Origin of the sequence: Acinetobacter piscicola (assembly GCF_002233755.1) — a bacterium.
GTDB classification, from domain to species: Bacteria; Pseudomonadota; Gammaproteobacteria; order Pseudomonadales; family Moraxellaceae; genus Acinetobacter; species Acinetobacter piscicola.
This window is the reverse complement of sequence record NZ_NIFO01000001.1, coordinates 697,617-714,344: the sequence shown is the minus strand read 5'-3', so window position 1 is coordinate 714,344 and position 16,728 is coordinate 697,617. Positions and strand designations below refer to the sequence as shown.

General features: G+C 36.8%; 14 protein-coding genes. 8 read left to right on the top strand and 6 right to left on the bottom strand.

What is annotated here, in order from left to right; translation table 11 throughout:
• Positions 1 to 88 precede the first annotated feature (88 nt).
• The 3 genes from fba to CDA10_RS08260 form a co-directional block, all read right to left on the bottom strand.
• Complete coding sequence (gene fba, locus CDA10_RS08270) at positions 89 to 1,126, bottom strand: class II fructose-bisphosphate aldolase (RefSeq protein ID WP_089605123.1); 1,038 nt, start codon at positions 1,124 to 1,126, stop codon at positions 89 to 91.
• A 130-nt stretch (positions 1,127 to 1,256) separates the two neighbouring features.
• Positions 1,257 to 1,532, bottom strand: coding sequence for a hypothetical protein (locus CDA10_RS08265; RefSeq protein ID WP_089605122.1), 276 nt, complete (start codon positions 1,530 to 1,532; stop codon positions 1,257 to 1,259).
• 467 nt (positions 1,533 to 1,999) lie between these two features.
• Positions 2,000 to 3,187: a phosphoglycerate kinase gene (locus CDA10_RS08260; RefSeq protein WP_089605121.1), complete on the bottom strand. Its 1,188-nt coding sequence runs from the start codon at positions 3,185 to 3,187 to the stop codon at positions 2,000 to 2,002.
• A gap of 140 nt (positions 3,188 to 3,327) precedes the next feature.
• Here CDA10_RS08260 and CDA10_RS08255 point away from each other — a divergent pair, with 140 nt between their 5' ends.
• A complete protein-coding gene (locus tag CDA10_RS08255) occupies positions 3,328 to 3,711 on the top strand; it encodes a DUF2237 family protein (RefSeq protein WP_089605120.1) in 384 nt (127 codons plus the stop codon).
• A 36-nt stretch (positions 3,712 to 3,747) separates the two neighbouring features.
• On the top strand, positions 3,748 to 4,341 hold the full coding sequence (locus tag CDA10_RS08250) for a Maf family protein (RefSeq protein WP_089605193.1): 594 nt from the start codon (positions 3,748 to 3,750) through the stop codon (positions 4,339 to 4,341).
• A gap of 51 nt (positions 4,342 to 4,392) precedes the next feature.
• On the opposite strand, the gene CDA10_RS17005 is transcribed toward CDA10_RS08250, so the two are convergent.
• On the bottom strand, positions 4,393 to 5,160 hold the full coding sequence (locus CDA10_RS17005) for a PDZ domain-containing protein (RefSeq protein ID WP_228704606.1): 768 nt from the start codon (positions 5,158 to 5,160) through the stop codon (positions 4,393 to 4,395).
• Between the two features lie 164 nt (positions 5,161 to 5,324).
• On the opposite strand from CDA10_RS17005, the gene CDA10_RS08240 reads away from it, so the two are divergent.
• From CDA10_RS08240 to CDA10_RS08225, 4 genes are all read left to right on the top strand, one after another.
• Positions 5,325 to 6,488 carry a ribosomal protein uL16 3-hydroxylase gene (locus CDA10_RS08240; RefSeq protein ID WP_089605119.1) on the top strand — a complete coding sequence of 388 codons (1,164 nt, stop codon included), beginning with the start codon at positions 5,325 to 5,327 and terminating at the stop codon, positions 6,486 to 6,488.
• Between the two features lie 99 nt (positions 6,489 to 6,587).
• Entirely contained in the window at positions 6,588 to 7,451 is an 864-nt protein-coding gene (gene tehB / locus CDA10_RS08235; RefSeq protein ID WP_089605118.1) for an SAM-dependent methyltransferase TehB, read from the top strand.
• A gap of 171 nt (positions 7,452 to 7,622) precedes the next feature.
• On the top strand, positions 7,623 to 9,293 hold the full coding sequence (locus CDA10_RS08230; RefSeq protein WP_089605117.1) for an FMN-binding glutamate synthase family protein: 1,671 nt from the start codon (positions 7,623 to 7,625) through the stop codon (positions 9,291 to 9,293).
• Between the two features lie 190 nt (positions 9,294 to 9,483).
• Positions 9,484 to 10,746 carry a mechanosensitive ion channel family protein gene (locus tag CDA10_RS08225; RefSeq protein ID WP_089605116.1) on the top strand — a complete coding sequence of 421 codons (1,263 nt, stop codon included), beginning with the start codon at positions 9,484 to 9,486 and terminating at the stop codon, positions 10,744 to 10,746.
• A gap of 118 nt (positions 10,747 to 10,864) precedes the next feature.
• On the opposite strand, the gene CDA10_RS08220 is transcribed toward CDA10_RS08225, so the two are convergent.
• On the bottom strand, positions 10,865 to 11,761 hold the full coding sequence (locus CDA10_RS08220; protein WP_089605115.1) for a DMT family transporter: 897 nt from the start codon (positions 11,759 to 11,761) through the stop codon (positions 10,865 to 10,867).
• Between the two features lie 99 nt (positions 11,762 to 11,860).
• Here CDA10_RS08220 and CDA10_RS08215 point away from each other — a divergent pair, with 99 nt between their 5' ends.
• Both CDA10_RS08215 and CDA10_RS08210 read left to right on the top strand, forming a co-directional pair.
• Positions 11,861 to 12,403: a helix-turn-helix domain-containing protein gene (locus tag CDA10_RS08215; RefSeq protein ID WP_089605114.1), complete on the top strand. Its 543-nt coding sequence runs from the start codon at positions 11,861 to 11,863 to the stop codon at positions 12,401 to 12,403.
• Between the two features lie 382 nt (positions 12,404 to 12,785).
• Positions 12,786 to 14,645 carry an ABC transporter ATP-binding protein gene (locus CDA10_RS08210; protein WP_089605191.1) on the top strand — a complete coding sequence of 620 codons (1,860 nt, stop codon included), beginning with the start codon at positions 12,786 to 12,788 and terminating at the stop codon, positions 14,643 to 14,645.
• A gap of 578 nt (positions 14,646 to 15,223) precedes the next feature.
• Here CDA10_RS08210 and CDA10_RS08205 read toward each other — a convergent pair.
• Entirely contained in the window at positions 15,224 to 16,726 is a 1,503-nt protein-coding gene (locus tag CDA10_RS08205) for a CoA-acylating methylmalonate-semialdehyde dehydrogenase (RefSeq protein WP_089605113.1), read from the bottom strand.
• Positions 16,727 to 16,728 lie beyond the last annotated feature (2 nt).

Genomic DNA, 16,728 nt, shown 5'->3' with positions numbered 1-16,728 from the left:
TATCTTCTTTCATTCGTTTATTATTCAAGAAAAAGCCCACAATAACGTGGGCTTCTACTGTATAGCGCTGTATAAATAACGTTAAAAATTATTTATAACGATCGACCATTTGCTCTAAAGAAATTGGACGGATCTTGTCAGCATTACCTGCTGTACCAAATGCAGTATAACGATCTACGCAAATTTGTTTCATTGCATCAACAGTTTTAGCAAAGAATTTACGCGGATCAAATTCACTTGGTTGTTCAGCCATCATACGGCGCATCGCACCTGTAGACGCTAAACGTAAATCTGTATCGATGTTGATTTTACGAACACCATGCTTGATCGCTTCAACCAATTGCTCAACAGGAACACCATAAGTTTCTTTGATGTCGCCGCCGTATTGGTTGATCACAGCTAACCATTCTTGAGGAACAGAGCTCGAACCATGCATAACAAGATGTGTATTTGGAAGTGCCGCATGAATTTCTTTAATGCGGTCAATTGCCAAAATATCACCTGTAGGTGGACGTGTAAATTTGTATGCACCGTGTGAAGTACCTACAGCAATTGCCAAAGCATCTACATTGGTATCTGCGACGAATTGACGTGCTTCTTCAACAGAAGTCAGAAGTTGAGAATGGTCAAGAACGCCTTCTGCGCCCACACCATCTTCTTCACCAGCCAAACCAGTTTCAAGGCTACCTAAGCAACCAATTTCACCTTCTACAGAAACACCACATGCATGCGCCATTGCAACAGTACGGCGAGTTACATCTACGTTATATTCATACGTTGTCGGTGTTTTACCATCTGCACCTAACGAACCATCCATCATTACAGATGAAAAGCCCAGTTGGATAGAACGCTGACATACGCCAGGATCTGTACCATGATCTTGATGCATTACCACTGGAATATGTGGCCATTCTTCAATTGCTGCCAAAATAAGATGACGTAAGAATGGAGCACCTGCATATTTACGCGCACCAGCAGAAGCTTGCACGATTACAGGTGAATTCGTTTCGTCTGCGGCTAACATGATTGCGCGCATTTGTTCTAAATTGTTTACGTTAAACGCTGGAACGCCGTAGTTATGTTCGCCGGCATGATCCAAGAGCTGGCGCAATGAAATAAGTGCCATAATATCCTCCCAGGTAATGCCCGATATTCTACATGGGGAATTATTTCAATTCAGCAACAATATTCACTATTTCATAAAAAATCCCTGCTTTAGCAGGGATTTTTAACAAATAACAACAAAGCAAAATAAATTATTGTGCTTTTGGTGCTTCTTGTTCAGTTGCAGGAGTCGCAACATCGGCAGGTGCATTGGCTTTTTCAGCCGGAACATCTGTATTTTTTTCATCTAATACAGGCTTATCAATCGCATCGATTGCTGCTTGTTGTTCTGGACTTAGCTTTTCTGATTCTGCTGCTACGCCTGAAGCTGAAGTTTGTTCAGATGCAGGTGCTTTGTCTTGTTTACTACACGCCGTTAAAGCTAAAGGCGCAAGAATAAGTGCAATCAGTGCAAATTTAAATTTCATCACATTTTTCCACAGCTGGTGATTTAATGCTCACGATTTTATTGCAGATATATTTCATTTTGATGACTTAATTGTGAATCGCTGAATAAAAAAGGCTGACACATGGTCAGCCGATTCACAAAATCGTTATTTATCTAACTTTAGTTCGAGATAAGATATGTTCTAGATATATGATACGCGAGAACGTCAGTCGCGTTGTTTGAGGCAGGACTACATACGTCATTTACTGTTTTTGCAATACATTAAGTACATAGCGGTATTGGCCGAGTTTGCGACTGACAAATGGTTTTGCCTACTTTTCCCGAAAGAAAAGTAGGTCGAACCGAAGGTTAATACTTACATTTGACTTTAAAGAGTAAAACTCCGTCGTGCATGATCTAGCTTTTTTAATTGCTTACATCAGAACTTATCCCGAACTGACGTTATCTAAAATAACCACACTCGATATTTAAATAAACACAACTCTATTATGCACGCTCTAACAATACTGCAACTGCTGGAAGTGTTTTACCTTCTACAAATTCAAGGAATGCACCACCACCCGTCGAGATATAACCGATTTTGTCAGCAACTTCATATTTATCAATAGCAGCCAAAGTATCACCACCACCTGCAATAGAGAATCCAGCTGATTCAGCAATCGCTAAAGATAAAGTTTTTGTGCCTTCGCCGAATTGATCAACTTCAAATACGCCCACAGGACCATTCCAAAGAATAGTTTTAGATGTTTTCAAGATTTCTGCAAACGCTTTTGCAGTTTCTGGGCCAACATCTAAAATCATGTCGTTATCAGTCACATCTTCAACTTTTTTCACAGTCGCTTTAGCATTTGCTAAAGAACCTAAGAAGTCTGAAAAATCAATTTCAGCAGCATCAGCAACCACAACGTCTGTAGGAAGTGGTACAGATACTTTAGCCGCAATCGCTTTAGCCGTATCGATTAAATCATTTTCACATAATGATTTACCGACATTGAAACCAGCAGCAGCCAAGAAAGTATTGGCAATACCACCACCAACAATTAACTGGTCACAAATATCAGAAAGTGAAGTTAATACATCGAGTTTTGTAGAAACTTTAGAACCTGCAACAATGGCAACCATTGGTTTTTCAGGTGTTTGCAATGCACGACCAAGTGCATCTAACTCAGCAGCCAATAATGGACCTGCCGCAGCAACTTTCGCTAAACGAGCTACACCTTCAGTTGAAGCTTCTGCACGATGCGCCGTACCGAAAGCATCCATGACAAATACATCGCAAAGTGCTGCATATTTTGCTGCAAGTTCAGGATTATTTTTCTTTTCGCCAACGTTGAAACGACAGTTTTCAAGTAGAATAACTTGTCCTGCTGCAACGTCAACACCCTCTAAATAATCAGTAAATAATTTTACTTCTTGTCCTAAAGCTTCCGTCAAATACGCTGCTACTGGCGCAAGTGACTGCTCTGATTTTGGTTCACCTTCAACAGGACGACCTAGGTGAGAATAAACCATTACAGCTGCACCTTTTTCTAGTGCTAGCTTAATTGTTGGTAATGCTGCACGTAAACGTGCATCACTTGTAATCACACCATTTTTAACAGGAACGTTTAAATCTTCACGAATAAGAACACGCTTGCCCGTTAAATCAAGGTCAGTCATACGCTGAAAATTCATGTATAGCTCTCTTTATAGATATTAAAAATCGCGTAGATTCTAAATGATTACGCAAAAAAAGGTTAGATACTTTTGTAGAAAAGCTGTAGAAATATTCAGATTTGATTATCATAGTGTTAACTTCGAAAATTTGTACGCTTATGTCTTTTCATCCAGATCCTAAAATTAATGGTTTAAATGTATTAGGCGAGCCTTTGGCAAGCTGTTGTTACTCACCTATTACAGGCTATTTCCGTAATGGTTTTTGCCATACAGCACCGTCTGATCTTGGTCAGCATACCGTCTGTGCTGAAATGACCTCGGAGTTTCTCAATTATTCCCAAAAAGTAGGCAATGATTTAATCACCCCTTTACCTGAGCACGGCTTCCCTGGTCTAGAACCCGGTGATTTTTGGTGTTTATGCGTTACACGTTGGGTTGAAGCCTATCAAAATGATATGGCGCCACGGGTAAAATTACAGGCATGTCATAAAGCTGTTTTGTCTTATGTTCCATTAGATGTCCTGATGGAATATGCAGTTTAACTTTTGATGAATAATGTAAAAATGAATAATCCAAAGATAAACCATCCTGAAATCATTTTGGCGTCTTCGAGCCAAACACGTAAAGATTTAATGAATCGTTTACGATTGGATTATCGTTGTATTTCTCCTGATATTGATGAATCTGTTCAGGGTGAAACACATGCTGACGATTTGGCTAAGCGTTTGGCTTTTGAAAAGGCACAAGTGATTGCCCAAGAAAATCCAAACGCTATTGTGATTGGTTCAGATCAAGTGGCATGGCGTGAACATGCGCCGCAAGAATTTATCGGTAAGCCGTTATCTGTAGATAATGCCATTCAACAGTTACAAGCCAATTCAGGTAAAAATGTTTTTTTCAGTACAGCATTAAGTGTGCAATATTTGGCTTTAGGTTTTGAGCAAACATTGGTTGAACATTATCATGTTAAATTTCGAGATTTAAGTCTTGATGAAATCAAACGCTATATTGAAATAGATCAACCTTTGCATTGCGCAGGTAGTTTTAAGTGTGAAAGTTTAGGCATCAGTTTATTTGAACAAATGATTGGTCAGGATCAAACGACCTTAATGGGTATGCCAATGATTCAATTGTGTAATATTTTAAGAAAGTTAGGGATGAATTTGCCTTGATTGATCACTACATAAGCATGGATGCTTTATTAAAATTAAGATTTAAAGAATCTACTCATTAAGTGCAATAATTTTAGTCATTTTTTGTCCTTTACGTAGTATTTCTATAAAAATAAAACCTTTCTTTAAATTGTTTGAAGATTCAATAAAACTATTCATATTCATAATGTTATCATTACCTATTTTAAGAATAATATCATTTTTTAGAATTTGACCATCAGCTGGAGACCTAGCTGAAATTGTAATTGCTTCAACTCCAGTAGTTAAACCCATTTTATTTTTTTCTTTATCAGATAAATCTTTTGGATATATGCCAGTTGCTGAATTAAATTTAGAAAAATAAGATACTTCATACTCAGTTGAATTTACTGAACGCATCGATGAACGAGTTAAAGATCCATTAATATATGTTTGAGAATTATCATTATAACTTTCAAAATCTTTGTGTGTTTGAGGAATATCTCTGAAATTTGATAAACTATAATCAGTTACTAATGATGTACTGTAATCGTCAGACTTACTAAATAAAACGATCTGTGCCCCTAAATTTCTTGCATTTTTTTGTAATTCATTAATGCCATGATCATAATTAAAAAAAACTGCACCATTACTATAAGTTTCTGATTTAATCGGTATATATCCTTCTTTAATTAAATTTTCCAAAGCATCCTCAAAATTATCAGTTTTGATTATTCGTGGCTTTGATTTAGCTGATTCTTTTTGATAATTATTAATATTTTTAAGTGTAGGGCTTTCTGCGCAAACACTTACCCCTACAGAGAGAAGTACAAGAGTTAGAAAAGCAAGTTTAAATTTCATATTAAAGTCAAAATTATTATTGATTAAATACCTTTATCAGTATAAAAATTTTTTATAAAAAATCCATAAATCTGAATTAATTATATTTGCTTTTTTCTTGCACCTCTTTTCATCTCATAAGACAATACACCCAATATTGATTCAAATTTGCTTAGGCTATTTTCATGTCGCAACCTTTAGATGTTTTAGGCGGAATCACCGCAGAACAATTCCTCTCAGAATACTGGCAAAAAAAACCATTATTGGTTCGTAACGCATTACCTGAAATTGCCCATATTTTAGAACCCAATGATGTTATGGAATTGGCACTCGATGAAAATGTCACTGCACGTTTAATCAAACAAAAAGACAAAGATCCGAATCAATGGTCAGTTAAAAATTCACCACTCATCAAAGGTGATTTTCAAAAGATGCCAAAGCTTTGGACTTTACTGGTTCAAGCTATTGATCATTACTCTTTTGATTTAGCCGAACTTTGGAAAAAATTTCCGTTTATTCCGCAGTGGCGCCGTGACGATATTATGGTGTCTTATGCACCTCAAGGCGGTTCTGTTGGAAAACATTTCGACTTCTATGATGTATTTTTAGTACAAGGCTATGGACACCGTCGCTGGCAACTGGGACAAATGTGTGATGAAAATACAGACTTTGTTGCAGGACAACCGCTTAAATTACTCACAGACATCGATGTACATTTTGACGAAGTTTTAGCCCCTGGTGACTTACTCTATGTACCACCAGGTTTGGCACATTACGGTGTTGCTGAAGATGAATGCCTCACCTTCTCTTTTGGCTTCCGTATGCCAAATGTGACTGATATGATGGATCGAGTTTGTGACAAATTCTCAGAAAATCAAAGCTTAAAAAATCCTTTAATCGATATTATTCGTGATCAAGTTTCACGCGCTGGCGAAGTGACTGAAAATGAATTGGCGTATTTAAAGGCAGAGGTTTTGACTCAATTGCAAAACTCGATTGTTTTAGATGATGCAATAATGAGCTTAATGTCGGAATCTAAATACCCTGAAAATATTCCCGAAGCTGAGGAACTTGGCACAGGTGATTTAGAAGACGCCTTAGATCAGGGCTATTTAATTCAATTAGAGCCTGCTTCTCGTTTACTCTACTCAGATCAAGACGATCAAGTTTTATTTTGGGCGAATGGTGAGGCTATTTGTATTTCTGAACAATTCACACCATTTTTACAACAAATTGCAGATGGTCAAAGTGTTGCATTGAATCAAAACTTAGCAGATGAGGAGATTTTAGAAGACCTCAGTCTGCTTTTAAATGAGTCTGTGCTGATGCTTGTTCCAACAGAACAATAACGTATAGTACAAGGAGTCTAAACAAGATATTTAAGCTGAATTTTTAACTTGAAGATTAAGTTTAGACTCTGTTTTAAAATAAGCTAAAAGGAGTGGTATATGAATGATTTACGTTGTTATCAACAACTTCCGATCTGGCAATTTTCGACCATTCCTCAAGGCTTTAAACGTCCACATAATACCAAGCAAGGCACTTGGGCAAAATTAAATATTATTCAAGGTACGATTCATTTTGCAATGTTGAGTGAAACTGGGGACATCCTTTCTGAGCATGAATTTAATACAGATTCTCAGCCTCCGTTTATTCCTCCTCAAGCTTGGCACAAAATTGTATCTGCATCCGAGGATGTAGAATGTCAACTGAGCTTTTATTGTGAACCCAATATTTATTTTGAGAAAAAATACAAATTAACAGCAACACATTCAGAGATTTTAGCAGCAATACCTTATATTCCTAAAGGCAAAGCGCTAGATATTGGCTGTGGTACGGGTCGAAATAGTTTATATCTGAATCAACATGGTTTTCAGGTCGATGCTTTTGATATAAACCCACAAAGCATTCAAATATTAGACGATATTATTCAGACTGAAAACTTACAAAATATTCATACAGGCATTCGCGATTTAAATACAGATCAAAATATAAACTCAACTTACAATTTTATATTTTCAACCGTTGTAATGATGTTTTTACAACCCGAAACAATCCCTACGCTCATTCAAAATATGCAACAAGCAACACATCTGCATGGGTTTAATTTGATTGTTTGTGCAATGGATACAGATGATTATCCTGTATTAGGCGACTTTCCTTTTAGTTTTAAAGAAAATGAACTGCTTAATTATTATCAGGGTTGGAAAATTTTAAAATATAACGAGAACATTGGTGAATTACACCGCGTCGATGAACAAGGTAAGCGTATTAAACAACGCTTTGCGACTTTATTTGCACAAAAAATCTAAAAGTATTTTCTATTTTTGAGCAGTTTTTTGAATCATCCGTTGAGTGCTTAAATGTTTATTCATGCTTTAAAATAGAATCTTTCTTATTTCTAACAATTCGTCACTTGAGAAAACCACTTAAAATTGGCAACTTAGTCACTATGATCGTCTTCAGTTGGACCAACTACTCATATGGCAAGCCCCGCTCAAGCAATAAGAAGTAAGTTCTTAAATACATTTTTTTCACGATATTCCGTTTGGTTTCTATGTCTGTTTATTTCAATCTATCTGACATGGATTATTTTCTTTTATGAAACACATTTTATTTATTACTTCTTTTCAGATACTTTTCTCAATGTCGTTTGGCTACTGACCATCATACTGAGTATTGTCGGTATATATGACATTATACAAAGCAAACACGCTATTTTAAGAAATTACCCAATTATGGGACATTTCCGTTTTTTCTTTGAAAGCTTTCGTCCAGAAATTCGACAATATTTTATTGAATCAGATGAGGATGCCCTGCCTTTTTCACGCTCACAACGCAGTTTGGTTTACCAACGTGCAAAAAATGAAAATGCAGATAAACCTTTTGGCTCAATTATTGACGTTTATCAGGAAGATTATCGTTTTTTAACGCATTCTTTAGCACCCAAAAAACCGGCTGATTACAATAGTTTTAGAATTAGTATTGGAAATGCACAATGTTCACAGCCTTATAGTGCATCGATTATGAATATTTCAGCGATGAGCTTTGGCAGTTTAAGTGCTAATGCGATTCGTGCACTGAACAAAGGCGCTCAAATGGGTAACTTTTACCATGACACAGGCGAAGGTAGCTTAAGCCCTTATCATCTTGAATATGGTGGTGACGTTGTCTGGGAGCTTGGCAGTGGTTATTTTGGGTGTCGTACTTTAGATGGCAAATTTGACCCAGAAAAATTCCAAAAACAAGCCATACTGGATTCAATTAAAATGATTGAAATTAAGCTCTCTCAAGGCGCTAAACCAGGACATGGCGGAATTTTACCTAAACATAAAATTAGTGAAGAAATTGCACAAATTCGTGGTGTACCACGTGATCGAGACTGTGTTTCCCCTGCGGCACATTCTGCTTTCAGCACGCCAATTGAAATGATGCACTTTATTCAAAAACTCCGTGAATTATCCAATGGAAAACCTGTAGGTTTTAAACTCTGTATCGGGCAACCATGGCAGTTTATGAGCATTGTAAAAGCCATGCTTGAAACTAAAATTGTCCCTGATTTTATAGTGGTCGATGGCTCTGAAGGCGGTACAGGCGCAGCGCCTATCGAATTGATCGACCATATGGGAACACCATTACGTGAAGGTTTACTCTTTGTACACAATACCTTAGTTGGTGCTGGTTTACGTGATCAAGTTAAAGTGGGAGCAAGTGGTAAAATCATCAGTGCTTTTGATATTGCGAGCATAATGGCAACTGGTGCAGATTGGGTCAATTGCGCACGTGGTTTTATGTTTGCAGTGGGTTGTATTCAAGCGCAGAGTTGCCATACCAACCAATGTCCAGTTGGTGTAGCGACGCAGGATAAAGAACGCCAAAAAGCACTCGATGTTCCTAACAAATCTGAACGCGTCTTTAATTTCCAAAGAAATACTTTAAAAGCTTTAGCCGAAATGATTGCAGCCGCTGGTTTACAGCACCCCGCTGAAATTAAAGCACACCATTTGGCGCAACGTATTAATGACCGTGAAATTAAAACCTATGCTCAACTTCACTTTTGGATGAAAAATGGGGAATTATTAAATTGTGAAAATAAAGATGATGAAAATTTCTATTTTAGAATGTGGAATTTAGCATCTGCTGAAGCATTTTAAACGGCATTAGACCATGAGAATTAAGCCCATTCTCATGGTCTCGTTATACTAGACACCTCATCTAAATCCTCCTAAAACAAAAAAATTGGTTAATTCAAGTGCTTTTAATGTGGTAAATACGTTACCTAAAATGTGATCTTTATTCAAAATCAATAGAATAGCCTCTAATTTAAACTCAGAGGTTTTACTTTTGGAAAAATATGAATTCATCCAAAATCTTAGAGATTGGTCTGATCAATACCCTTGGTTAGAAATGCTGACATCTTTAAGCTTGCTTATTATATTTGCATTGGCAGCGAATTTTATTGCCAAACAAGTGGTTGTACGTGGAATTCGTAAGCTTATTTCCAAAATAAAATTTGCCAATAATGAAGTTTTTGCACAACACAGCGTCATTCGCCGTATTGCCAATATCATCCCAGCCATTGTGATTATGAATGGAATCATGACCGTTCCTCATCTTTCTGAAAAAGTCATTTCAATGACTCAGATGTTAGCTCAAGCTTTTATTTTCTTAACCATTGCTTTGGCGATTAGTGAATTTTTAAGTGTCTTTAATATTATTTATCAACGTAATCCCAAATCACGAAATAAGCCAATCAAAGGCTATTTACAGTTGGTCAAACTGGTTATTTTCATTGTTTGTGGTTTGATGATTTTAGGAACATTCCTTCAAAAAGATGTATTTACGCTTTTAGCAGGTTTTGGTGCAATGGCAGCTGTGTTAATGCTGGTTTTCCAAAACACGATATTGTCTTTAGTCGCTTCGGTTCAAATTTCCTCTTATGACATGGTTCGCATTGGAGATTGGATTGAAATGCCATCTTTAAGCGCTGATGGTACTGTCATTGATATGTCATTACATACTGTGACCATTGAAAACTTTGATAAAACTTTTACCACCATTCCAACCAATAAATTAGTTACAGATACCTTTAAAAACTGGCGAGGTATGTCGCAATCAGGTGTGCGTCGAATTAAACGTTCAATTTATATCGACCAATCCAGTATTCAATTTCTCTCTTTACAAGCACAGAGTCGCTTAAAAGAGTTTTTATTACTGGAAAATTACCTCGATCAAAAACAAGATGAATTAAAAAGTTTTAACCAACAATTGCAGCATGAATCTGTCTATAACCAACGCAGATTAACCAATATTGGGACTTTCCGTGTTTATGTCGATGCTTATATCAAACAGCATCCAAGAATTTCCAAAAACAGCACTATTCTTGTTCGTCAGTTGCAAACCACGAGTGAAGGTTTGCCTTTAGAAATCTATGCGTTTACCAATACAACGGCTTGGAATGAGTATGAAGCGATTCAATCTGATATTTTTGACCATTTAATGGCAATTATTCCATTGTTTGGTCTAAGACTGTATCAAGCCCCTTCAGGTGTTGATCTTCACGCCATGTTATCTTCTAAAATAAATGAAGCTGACATGACTAATTAAAAATTTATTGAATTTTATGTTACTGCAAAGGTTTTAAAATAATGGTTTTTCAACCAATTGCAGTAACATTTTAATAAATTCAAAAAAAATACACCACTTTAAAATATATATTTCTTTTTCACATGTCTTGAGTTTCGATTTTGGTTTTTGGTTTCAACTCACTGATCAAAACGCCGAGAATGACCAATACTCCACCGATCATGGCTAAAACAGGTAGACGCTCTCCTGCAAGACGTCCAAATAACGCTGTCCAAACAGGTTCTCCTGCGTAAATAATTGCAGCACGAGCAGGATCAACTGTACGCTGTGCCCAGTTCATGGCAAATTGTATTAATGTACTTGCAAACCCCAAACCGAGCGTTATGATGGTAAATTGCCAAGAGATTGGCGGAATTTCAGTTTCACCAACAAGTGGCATCATGAAAAAACATAAAATAGATGCAACGGCCAATTGAATAATCGTGACATTTTTTAGGTTTACTCGACTAGCAAATAGACTAATCAAAATGATTTCTAAGGCGATTCCTACAGCACTGAGTATTGTAAATATTTGTCCTAAATTAAAATGAATTTGATTAAAACCATTTCCTGTAAGCAGTAACAATCCGATAAATGCAAAAAAAACACCACACCAGATATAAAGATGAGGGCGTTGTCGATAAAAAATCCAAATTAAAATCGGGACGAGTGGAATGTATAATGCCGTTAGAAATGCAGACTCACTACTGGTAATTGTCTTCAAACCTATAGTTTGTAATCCATAAGAAAATGCAAGTACGACACCAATGAGAAAACCCGCGATACAATCAATTTTGCTCATATTTTTCATGCTTTTAAATGTCAAAATGAACAGAATCAATGCTGCCACAAAAAATCGACATCCTACAAAAAACATAGGTGTTGTGTAATTTAGAACATAATGAGTTGCAAGAAAAGTACCTCCCCAAATCATTGTAATCAATATCAGTATCATTTCAGGTTTTGTATGATTTTTAAGAGAATCTATGAGTTTCATTCGGAATAAATTCAATATGTGCAATATACTGCACATTATTGCATTATTCAGATTTGCAGTGCAATATATTGCACATTATATTTTGCAATGCTTAATAAGATGACCAATGTTCTTGAATTTTTAGGCAAAAATATTCGGTTTTTCCGAGAAAAAGAAAAGCTTACCCAACAAGATTTGGCTGATCGTTCTGGAGTCAGTCGGCGTACCATCATTGCGCTTGAATCAGATCAGATCAATATAAGTTTGGCCAAGCTCGATACGCTTGCAAGTGCTTTAAATATTAGTTTTAGTACTTTAGTGAGTCCTGTATATATAAAAGAATCTAATTCTACGGATGTTTTAGCTTGGCAAGGAAATCATGTTGATAGTTATGCAACATTATTAGGTACAGTCAACCATTCCTCTCAAACAGAGATGTGGGTCTGGTCTTTAGCTTCTGGTGATTCATATATCGCTGAACCAGATCCAGAGGGCTGGCAAGAAATGCTCTATATTATGCAAGGAGAATTAACCCTTAAAATTGGAAAGGAAATAAAGGTTTTAAGTTGTGGTGCATCTTTTATTTTTTCGAGTTCGGTTTTTTATTCGTACCATAACCATAGCCATGAACTGCTGAAATTTGTTAGAAATGTTGTGCATTAACCCATTTATTTAAGTTTTATCAAAAATCGTTCTCTAATGAATTAGGTCGCTAAGTTTCTATTCACACTATCAGTATTTTGTTTCATTTCCACTCTGCGTGTGAATGATCTTTTCTGTTATTCTACTCTGTACTGAAAATTTAATATTCCAAAACAAAATGTCTTATTCACAGGTTACTTTCTCTCATTAAACACATCGTTTACTTCTATTTACATCTTTGACTATGGCATAGCATTTGGCGTAAAGTTTGTATTACTCACGCATGTTTTACATGTTTGTCGTTATTTAAACATATTTAAATGGTGATTCTAAATTGTTGCTTTCCAAATCAAAAGAACAAAGTACTGATTCTGCAAATGTTTCTATGCGGGACAGGCTATCTATATTGCAATGGTTCGAAAAATTAGTCGATCCCTACCCATCTAAAGGCTTAAATGAACCATTGCCAACCAAATTTTTCCCTTTTGTTTGGCAAGCTGCGACAGGTATAAAGCGTTATTTACTGATTCTTATTCTTTTCACAGCAGCGACAGCAACATTTGAAGCATTATTCTTTGCCCAAATTGGTCATTTGGTAGACTGGTTAACCCAATCGAAACCGAGTACATTCTTAGAACAGCATAAAAATAATTTAATTATTCTCTCTAGTATTTTACTTGCCAATATTTTCTTTGCGAGTATCCAATCGATTGTAAGACATCAGATTTTATATAGTAGTTTTCCAATGCGTCTGCGTTGGCGCTTCCATAACCTATTACTTAGACAAGGTTTAGATTTCTTTCATAATGATTTTGCAGGTCGTTTATCTGCCAAAGTCATGCAAACTTCATTAGCTGTACGTGAGTTTTGGGTTATTTTGGGAGATATGCTGACTTATGTTGTTATTTATTTCATCACTATAAGTGTAGTATTGGGTTCAATTTCCCCTATTCTACTATTACCATTATTTCTATGGTTGATTCTGTTTGTTAGCGCAGCCTTATATTTCATTCCGAAACTAGGCAAAATTTCAAAAGAACAAGCAGATGCTCGCTCGATTATGACTGGGCGCGTAACCGATGCTTATACCAATATTCAAACGGTAAAACTTTTTGCTCATGCGGGTCGTGAAAGCCAATATGCTAAAGAGTCCATGAAAGAATTCATGACGACCGTATTTAAACAAATGCGTTTAGGTACCTCTTATGAATTTTGTATTAATTTACTCACGGCAGTTCTTTTCTTTGGCGTTTTGGGTACAGCCGTTTGGTTATGGTTACAAGGTCAAGCTGCGATTGGTGTGATTGCTGCAACGACTGCAATGATCTTGAAACTAAATAGCATGGCTGAATTTATGATGTGGCAAACTTCAGCGTTGTTTGAAAATGTCGGTACCATTCAAGATGGTATGCAAACACTGGGGCGTCCAATTAAAATTCAAGATAAAGAAGATGCGAAACCCTTGGTTATTGCTAAAGGGAATATTCAATTTAAAGATGTCAGCTTTGCCTATAATGACAAGAATGTGATTGACCACTTTAACTTAGACATAAAACCAGGTGAAAAAATTGGGATTGTGGGACGTTCAGGTGCGGGTAAATCGACACTGATTCAGCTACTTCTACATTTTTATGAAGTCAATCACGGTAAAATTATCATTGATGATCAAAATATTGAAGATGTAACCCAAGACAGCTTGCGTAGAAATATTGCCCTTGTCACTCAAGATACGTCATTACTACATCGTACTGTTGCTGAAAATATTAAATATGGTCGTCCAGATGCAACAGATGAAGAAATGTTTGAAGCCGTGCGTAAAGCTAAAGCAGATGAATTTATTCCGCAACTTTCAGATTTGCGTGGACGTACTGGATTTGACGCATATGTAGGCGAACGAGGCGTTAAATTGTCAGGTGGTCAAAGACAACGTATTGCGATTGCACGGGTATTCTTGAAAGATGCACCCATCTTGATTTTGGATGAGGCAACCAGTGCATTGGATTCAGAAGTTGAAGCTGCAATTCAATCGAGTTTAGATGAATTGATGCAAGGCAAAACCGTTATTGCAATTGCTCACCGTTTATCGACCATTGCACAAATGGATCGTTTAATTGTTTTAGACCAAGGACATATTGCTGAACAAGGTACACATGAGGAACTTGTTGCTCAAAATGGTATATATGCTCAATTGTGGCAAAGACAAACAGGTGGTTTTTTGATTGAACAAACCAAAAAGGAAAAACCTGATACGGAAGTTGCTTAAATCATTCAGTTTCAGTAGGTTGTGCTCTAAAAGGCTACAATCTAAGTGGACAATTAAAATATGATTTTGAACATACGAAGTCATCAAATCATTGATGAGTAATACACTATGTTCATTTAATATTTTATTAAATGAACTCTTAGTTTCCTCAAATAAAAATACAAGTTTTCAAAAAACATGCTTGGTTTATAGATTCTAAACCCTTCCCAACCACTCGTTCTTATACAGAAACCGCCCATTAAGCATATTTAATAGACGGTGTTTAAACAAATAAAAATATTTAACCTAAGCTCGGGATAAGATATGTTCCCAACTATATGATACGCGGAAACGTCAGTCGCATTGTTCGAGGCAGGGCTACATTTGTAATATACTGTTTTTGCAATATATTAGGTACTTGAAGATATCTGTCGAGTTGGCGACTGACAAATGGTTTTGCCTACTTTTCCCGAAAGAAAAGTAGGTCGAACCGAAGGTTAATCCTTGCATCTAACTTTAAATGGTAAGACTCCGTTGTGCCTGATCTATCTTTTCAATAACTTGCATCAAAGTTTATCCCGAACTGACGTTATTCAGAATTAAGTGATTTTAAAAGCCAATGAGATTGCTTGGTCACTTTCTTCTGGCTCAGGCCATTTTTGAGATACCGTTTTTAACTTGGTATAAAAACGTGCTGCATCTGGGCCATATAAATGTGACTCACCAAATTTAGAGCGGCGTAACCCACCAAAGTTAAAATAACTTACTGGTAAAGGAACAGGAACATTCACACCGATCATCCCTGATTCAACTTCCATAAAGAAACGATGTGCTGTTTTTCCATCACGGGTAAAAATCACAGACCCATTACCAAACTCATGACTATTGGTCACGAGAATTGCTTCATCTAAACTATTTACACGTAAAATACCACGCGCTGGGCCAAACACTTCCTGCTTATAAAAATCCATATCTGTAGAAATATAATCAAATAAAGTCGGCCCAATGTAATAACCATTTTTATACTGTGGATGCTCATATGCACGACCATCCAACAACAGCTCTGCACCATCTGCTACACATTGATCAATTGCTTTCAAAACAGATTGCTGTGATTGTGCTGAAATGACTGCGCCAAAATCTGCTGTTGGGTCGTTGTAAGCCCCTATTTTCAATGCCTTTGTTTTTTCAATAATGAGTGTACGTAATTGATTTGCCGTTTCTTCACCAACAGGAACGAGCAATGAAACAGCCATACAGCGTTGACTCGCCGAACCAAAACCTGCCGATACAAAAGCATTCGCAGCAGCTTCCAAATCTGCATCAGGCATCACCACCATATGGTTTTTGCCGCCTGTGAATGATGCAACTCGTTTATTGTGTGATGTACCTTTTTGGTAGACATATTCACCAATATGCGTTGAACCGACAAAACTAATGGCTGCAATATCTGGATGTTCTAACATTGCATCTACTGCAACTTTATCACCTTGAACAATATTGAATACATCGTCTGGAAGCCCTGCTTCTTTCCACAAATCTGCAAAGAATAATGCAGCTGAAGGTACTTTTTCTGAAGGCTTCCAAACGATACTATTTCCAACTGAAACTGCCATTGCCATCATCACAGCAGGAATCATAATTGGAAAATTAAACGGTGTAATACAACCAACCACACCCACAGGGACACGTACTGAAAACACATCAATATCACCTGCAACATTACGCGCATATTCGCCTTTGGTGACTTGTGGGGCATTACATGCAAATTCAATCCCTTCGACCGCGCGACCTATTTCGCCTTTTGCATCTGCTATGGTTTTGCCATGCTCACGACCAATAATTTCTGCAAGATCATCCGTTTTCGCAATCATCAATTCACGCAGTTTAAATAAAACTTGCAAACGTGTTGCATGTGAAGCCTTTGCCCATTTTTTCGCATTCGTAGATGTTGCAGCCTGAACAGCTTGATCGACTACAGCAACATCTGCATAAGCACAACGCGCAATTTCTTCACCCGTAGATGGATTAAAAACTGGACCAGAATTTTGAGTCTGTGTAATGTGCTGTCCTGAAATAAAATGTCCGATCATATTATTCATGT

Excerpts from the sequence above, each read along its gene's own strand:
- fba (WP_089605123.1), bottom strand. The coding sequence starts at position 1,126 with ATGGCACTTATTTCATTGCGCCAGCTCTTGGATCATGCCGGCGAACAT.
- CDA10_RS08265 (WP_089605122.1), bottom strand. The coding sequence starts at position 1,532 with ATGAAATTTAAATTTGCACTGATTGCACTTATTCTTGCGCCTTTAGCT.
- CDA10_RS08260 (WP_089605121.1), bottom strand. The coding sequence starts at position 3,187 with ATGAATTTTCAGCGTATGACTGACCTTGATTTAACGGGCAAGCGTGTT.
- CDA10_RS08255 (WP_089605120.1), top strand. The coding sequence starts at position 3,328 with ATGTCTTTTCATCCAGATCCTAAAATTAATGGTTTAAATGTATTAGGC.
- CDA10_RS17005 (WP_228704606.1), bottom strand. The coding sequence starts at position 5,160 with ATGAAATTTAAACTTGCTTTTCTAACTCTTGTACTTCTCTCTGTAGGG.
- CDA10_RS08240 (WP_089605119.1), top strand. The coding sequence starts at position 5,325 with ATGTCGCAACCTTTAGATGTTTTAGGCGGAATCACCGCAGAACAATTC.
- tehB (WP_089605118.1), top strand. The coding sequence starts at position 6,588 with ATGAATGATTTACGTTGTTATCAACAACTTCCGATCTGGCAATTTTCG.
- CDA10_RS08230 (WP_089605117.1), top strand. The coding sequence starts at position 7,623 with ATGGCAAGCCCCGCTCAAGCAATAAGAAGTAAGTTCTTAAATACATTT.
- CDA10_RS08220 (WP_089605115.1), bottom strand. The coding sequence starts at position 11,761 with ATGAAACTCATAGATTCTCTTAAAAATCATACAAAACCTGAAATGATA.
- CDA10_RS08215 (WP_089605114.1), top strand. The coding sequence starts at position 11,861 with ATGACCAATGTTCTTGAATTTTTAGGCAAAAATATTCGGTTTTTCCGA.
- CDA10_RS08205 (WP_089605113.1), bottom strand. The coding sequence starts at position 16,726 with ATGAATAATATGATCGGACATTTTATTTCAGGACAGCACATTACACAG.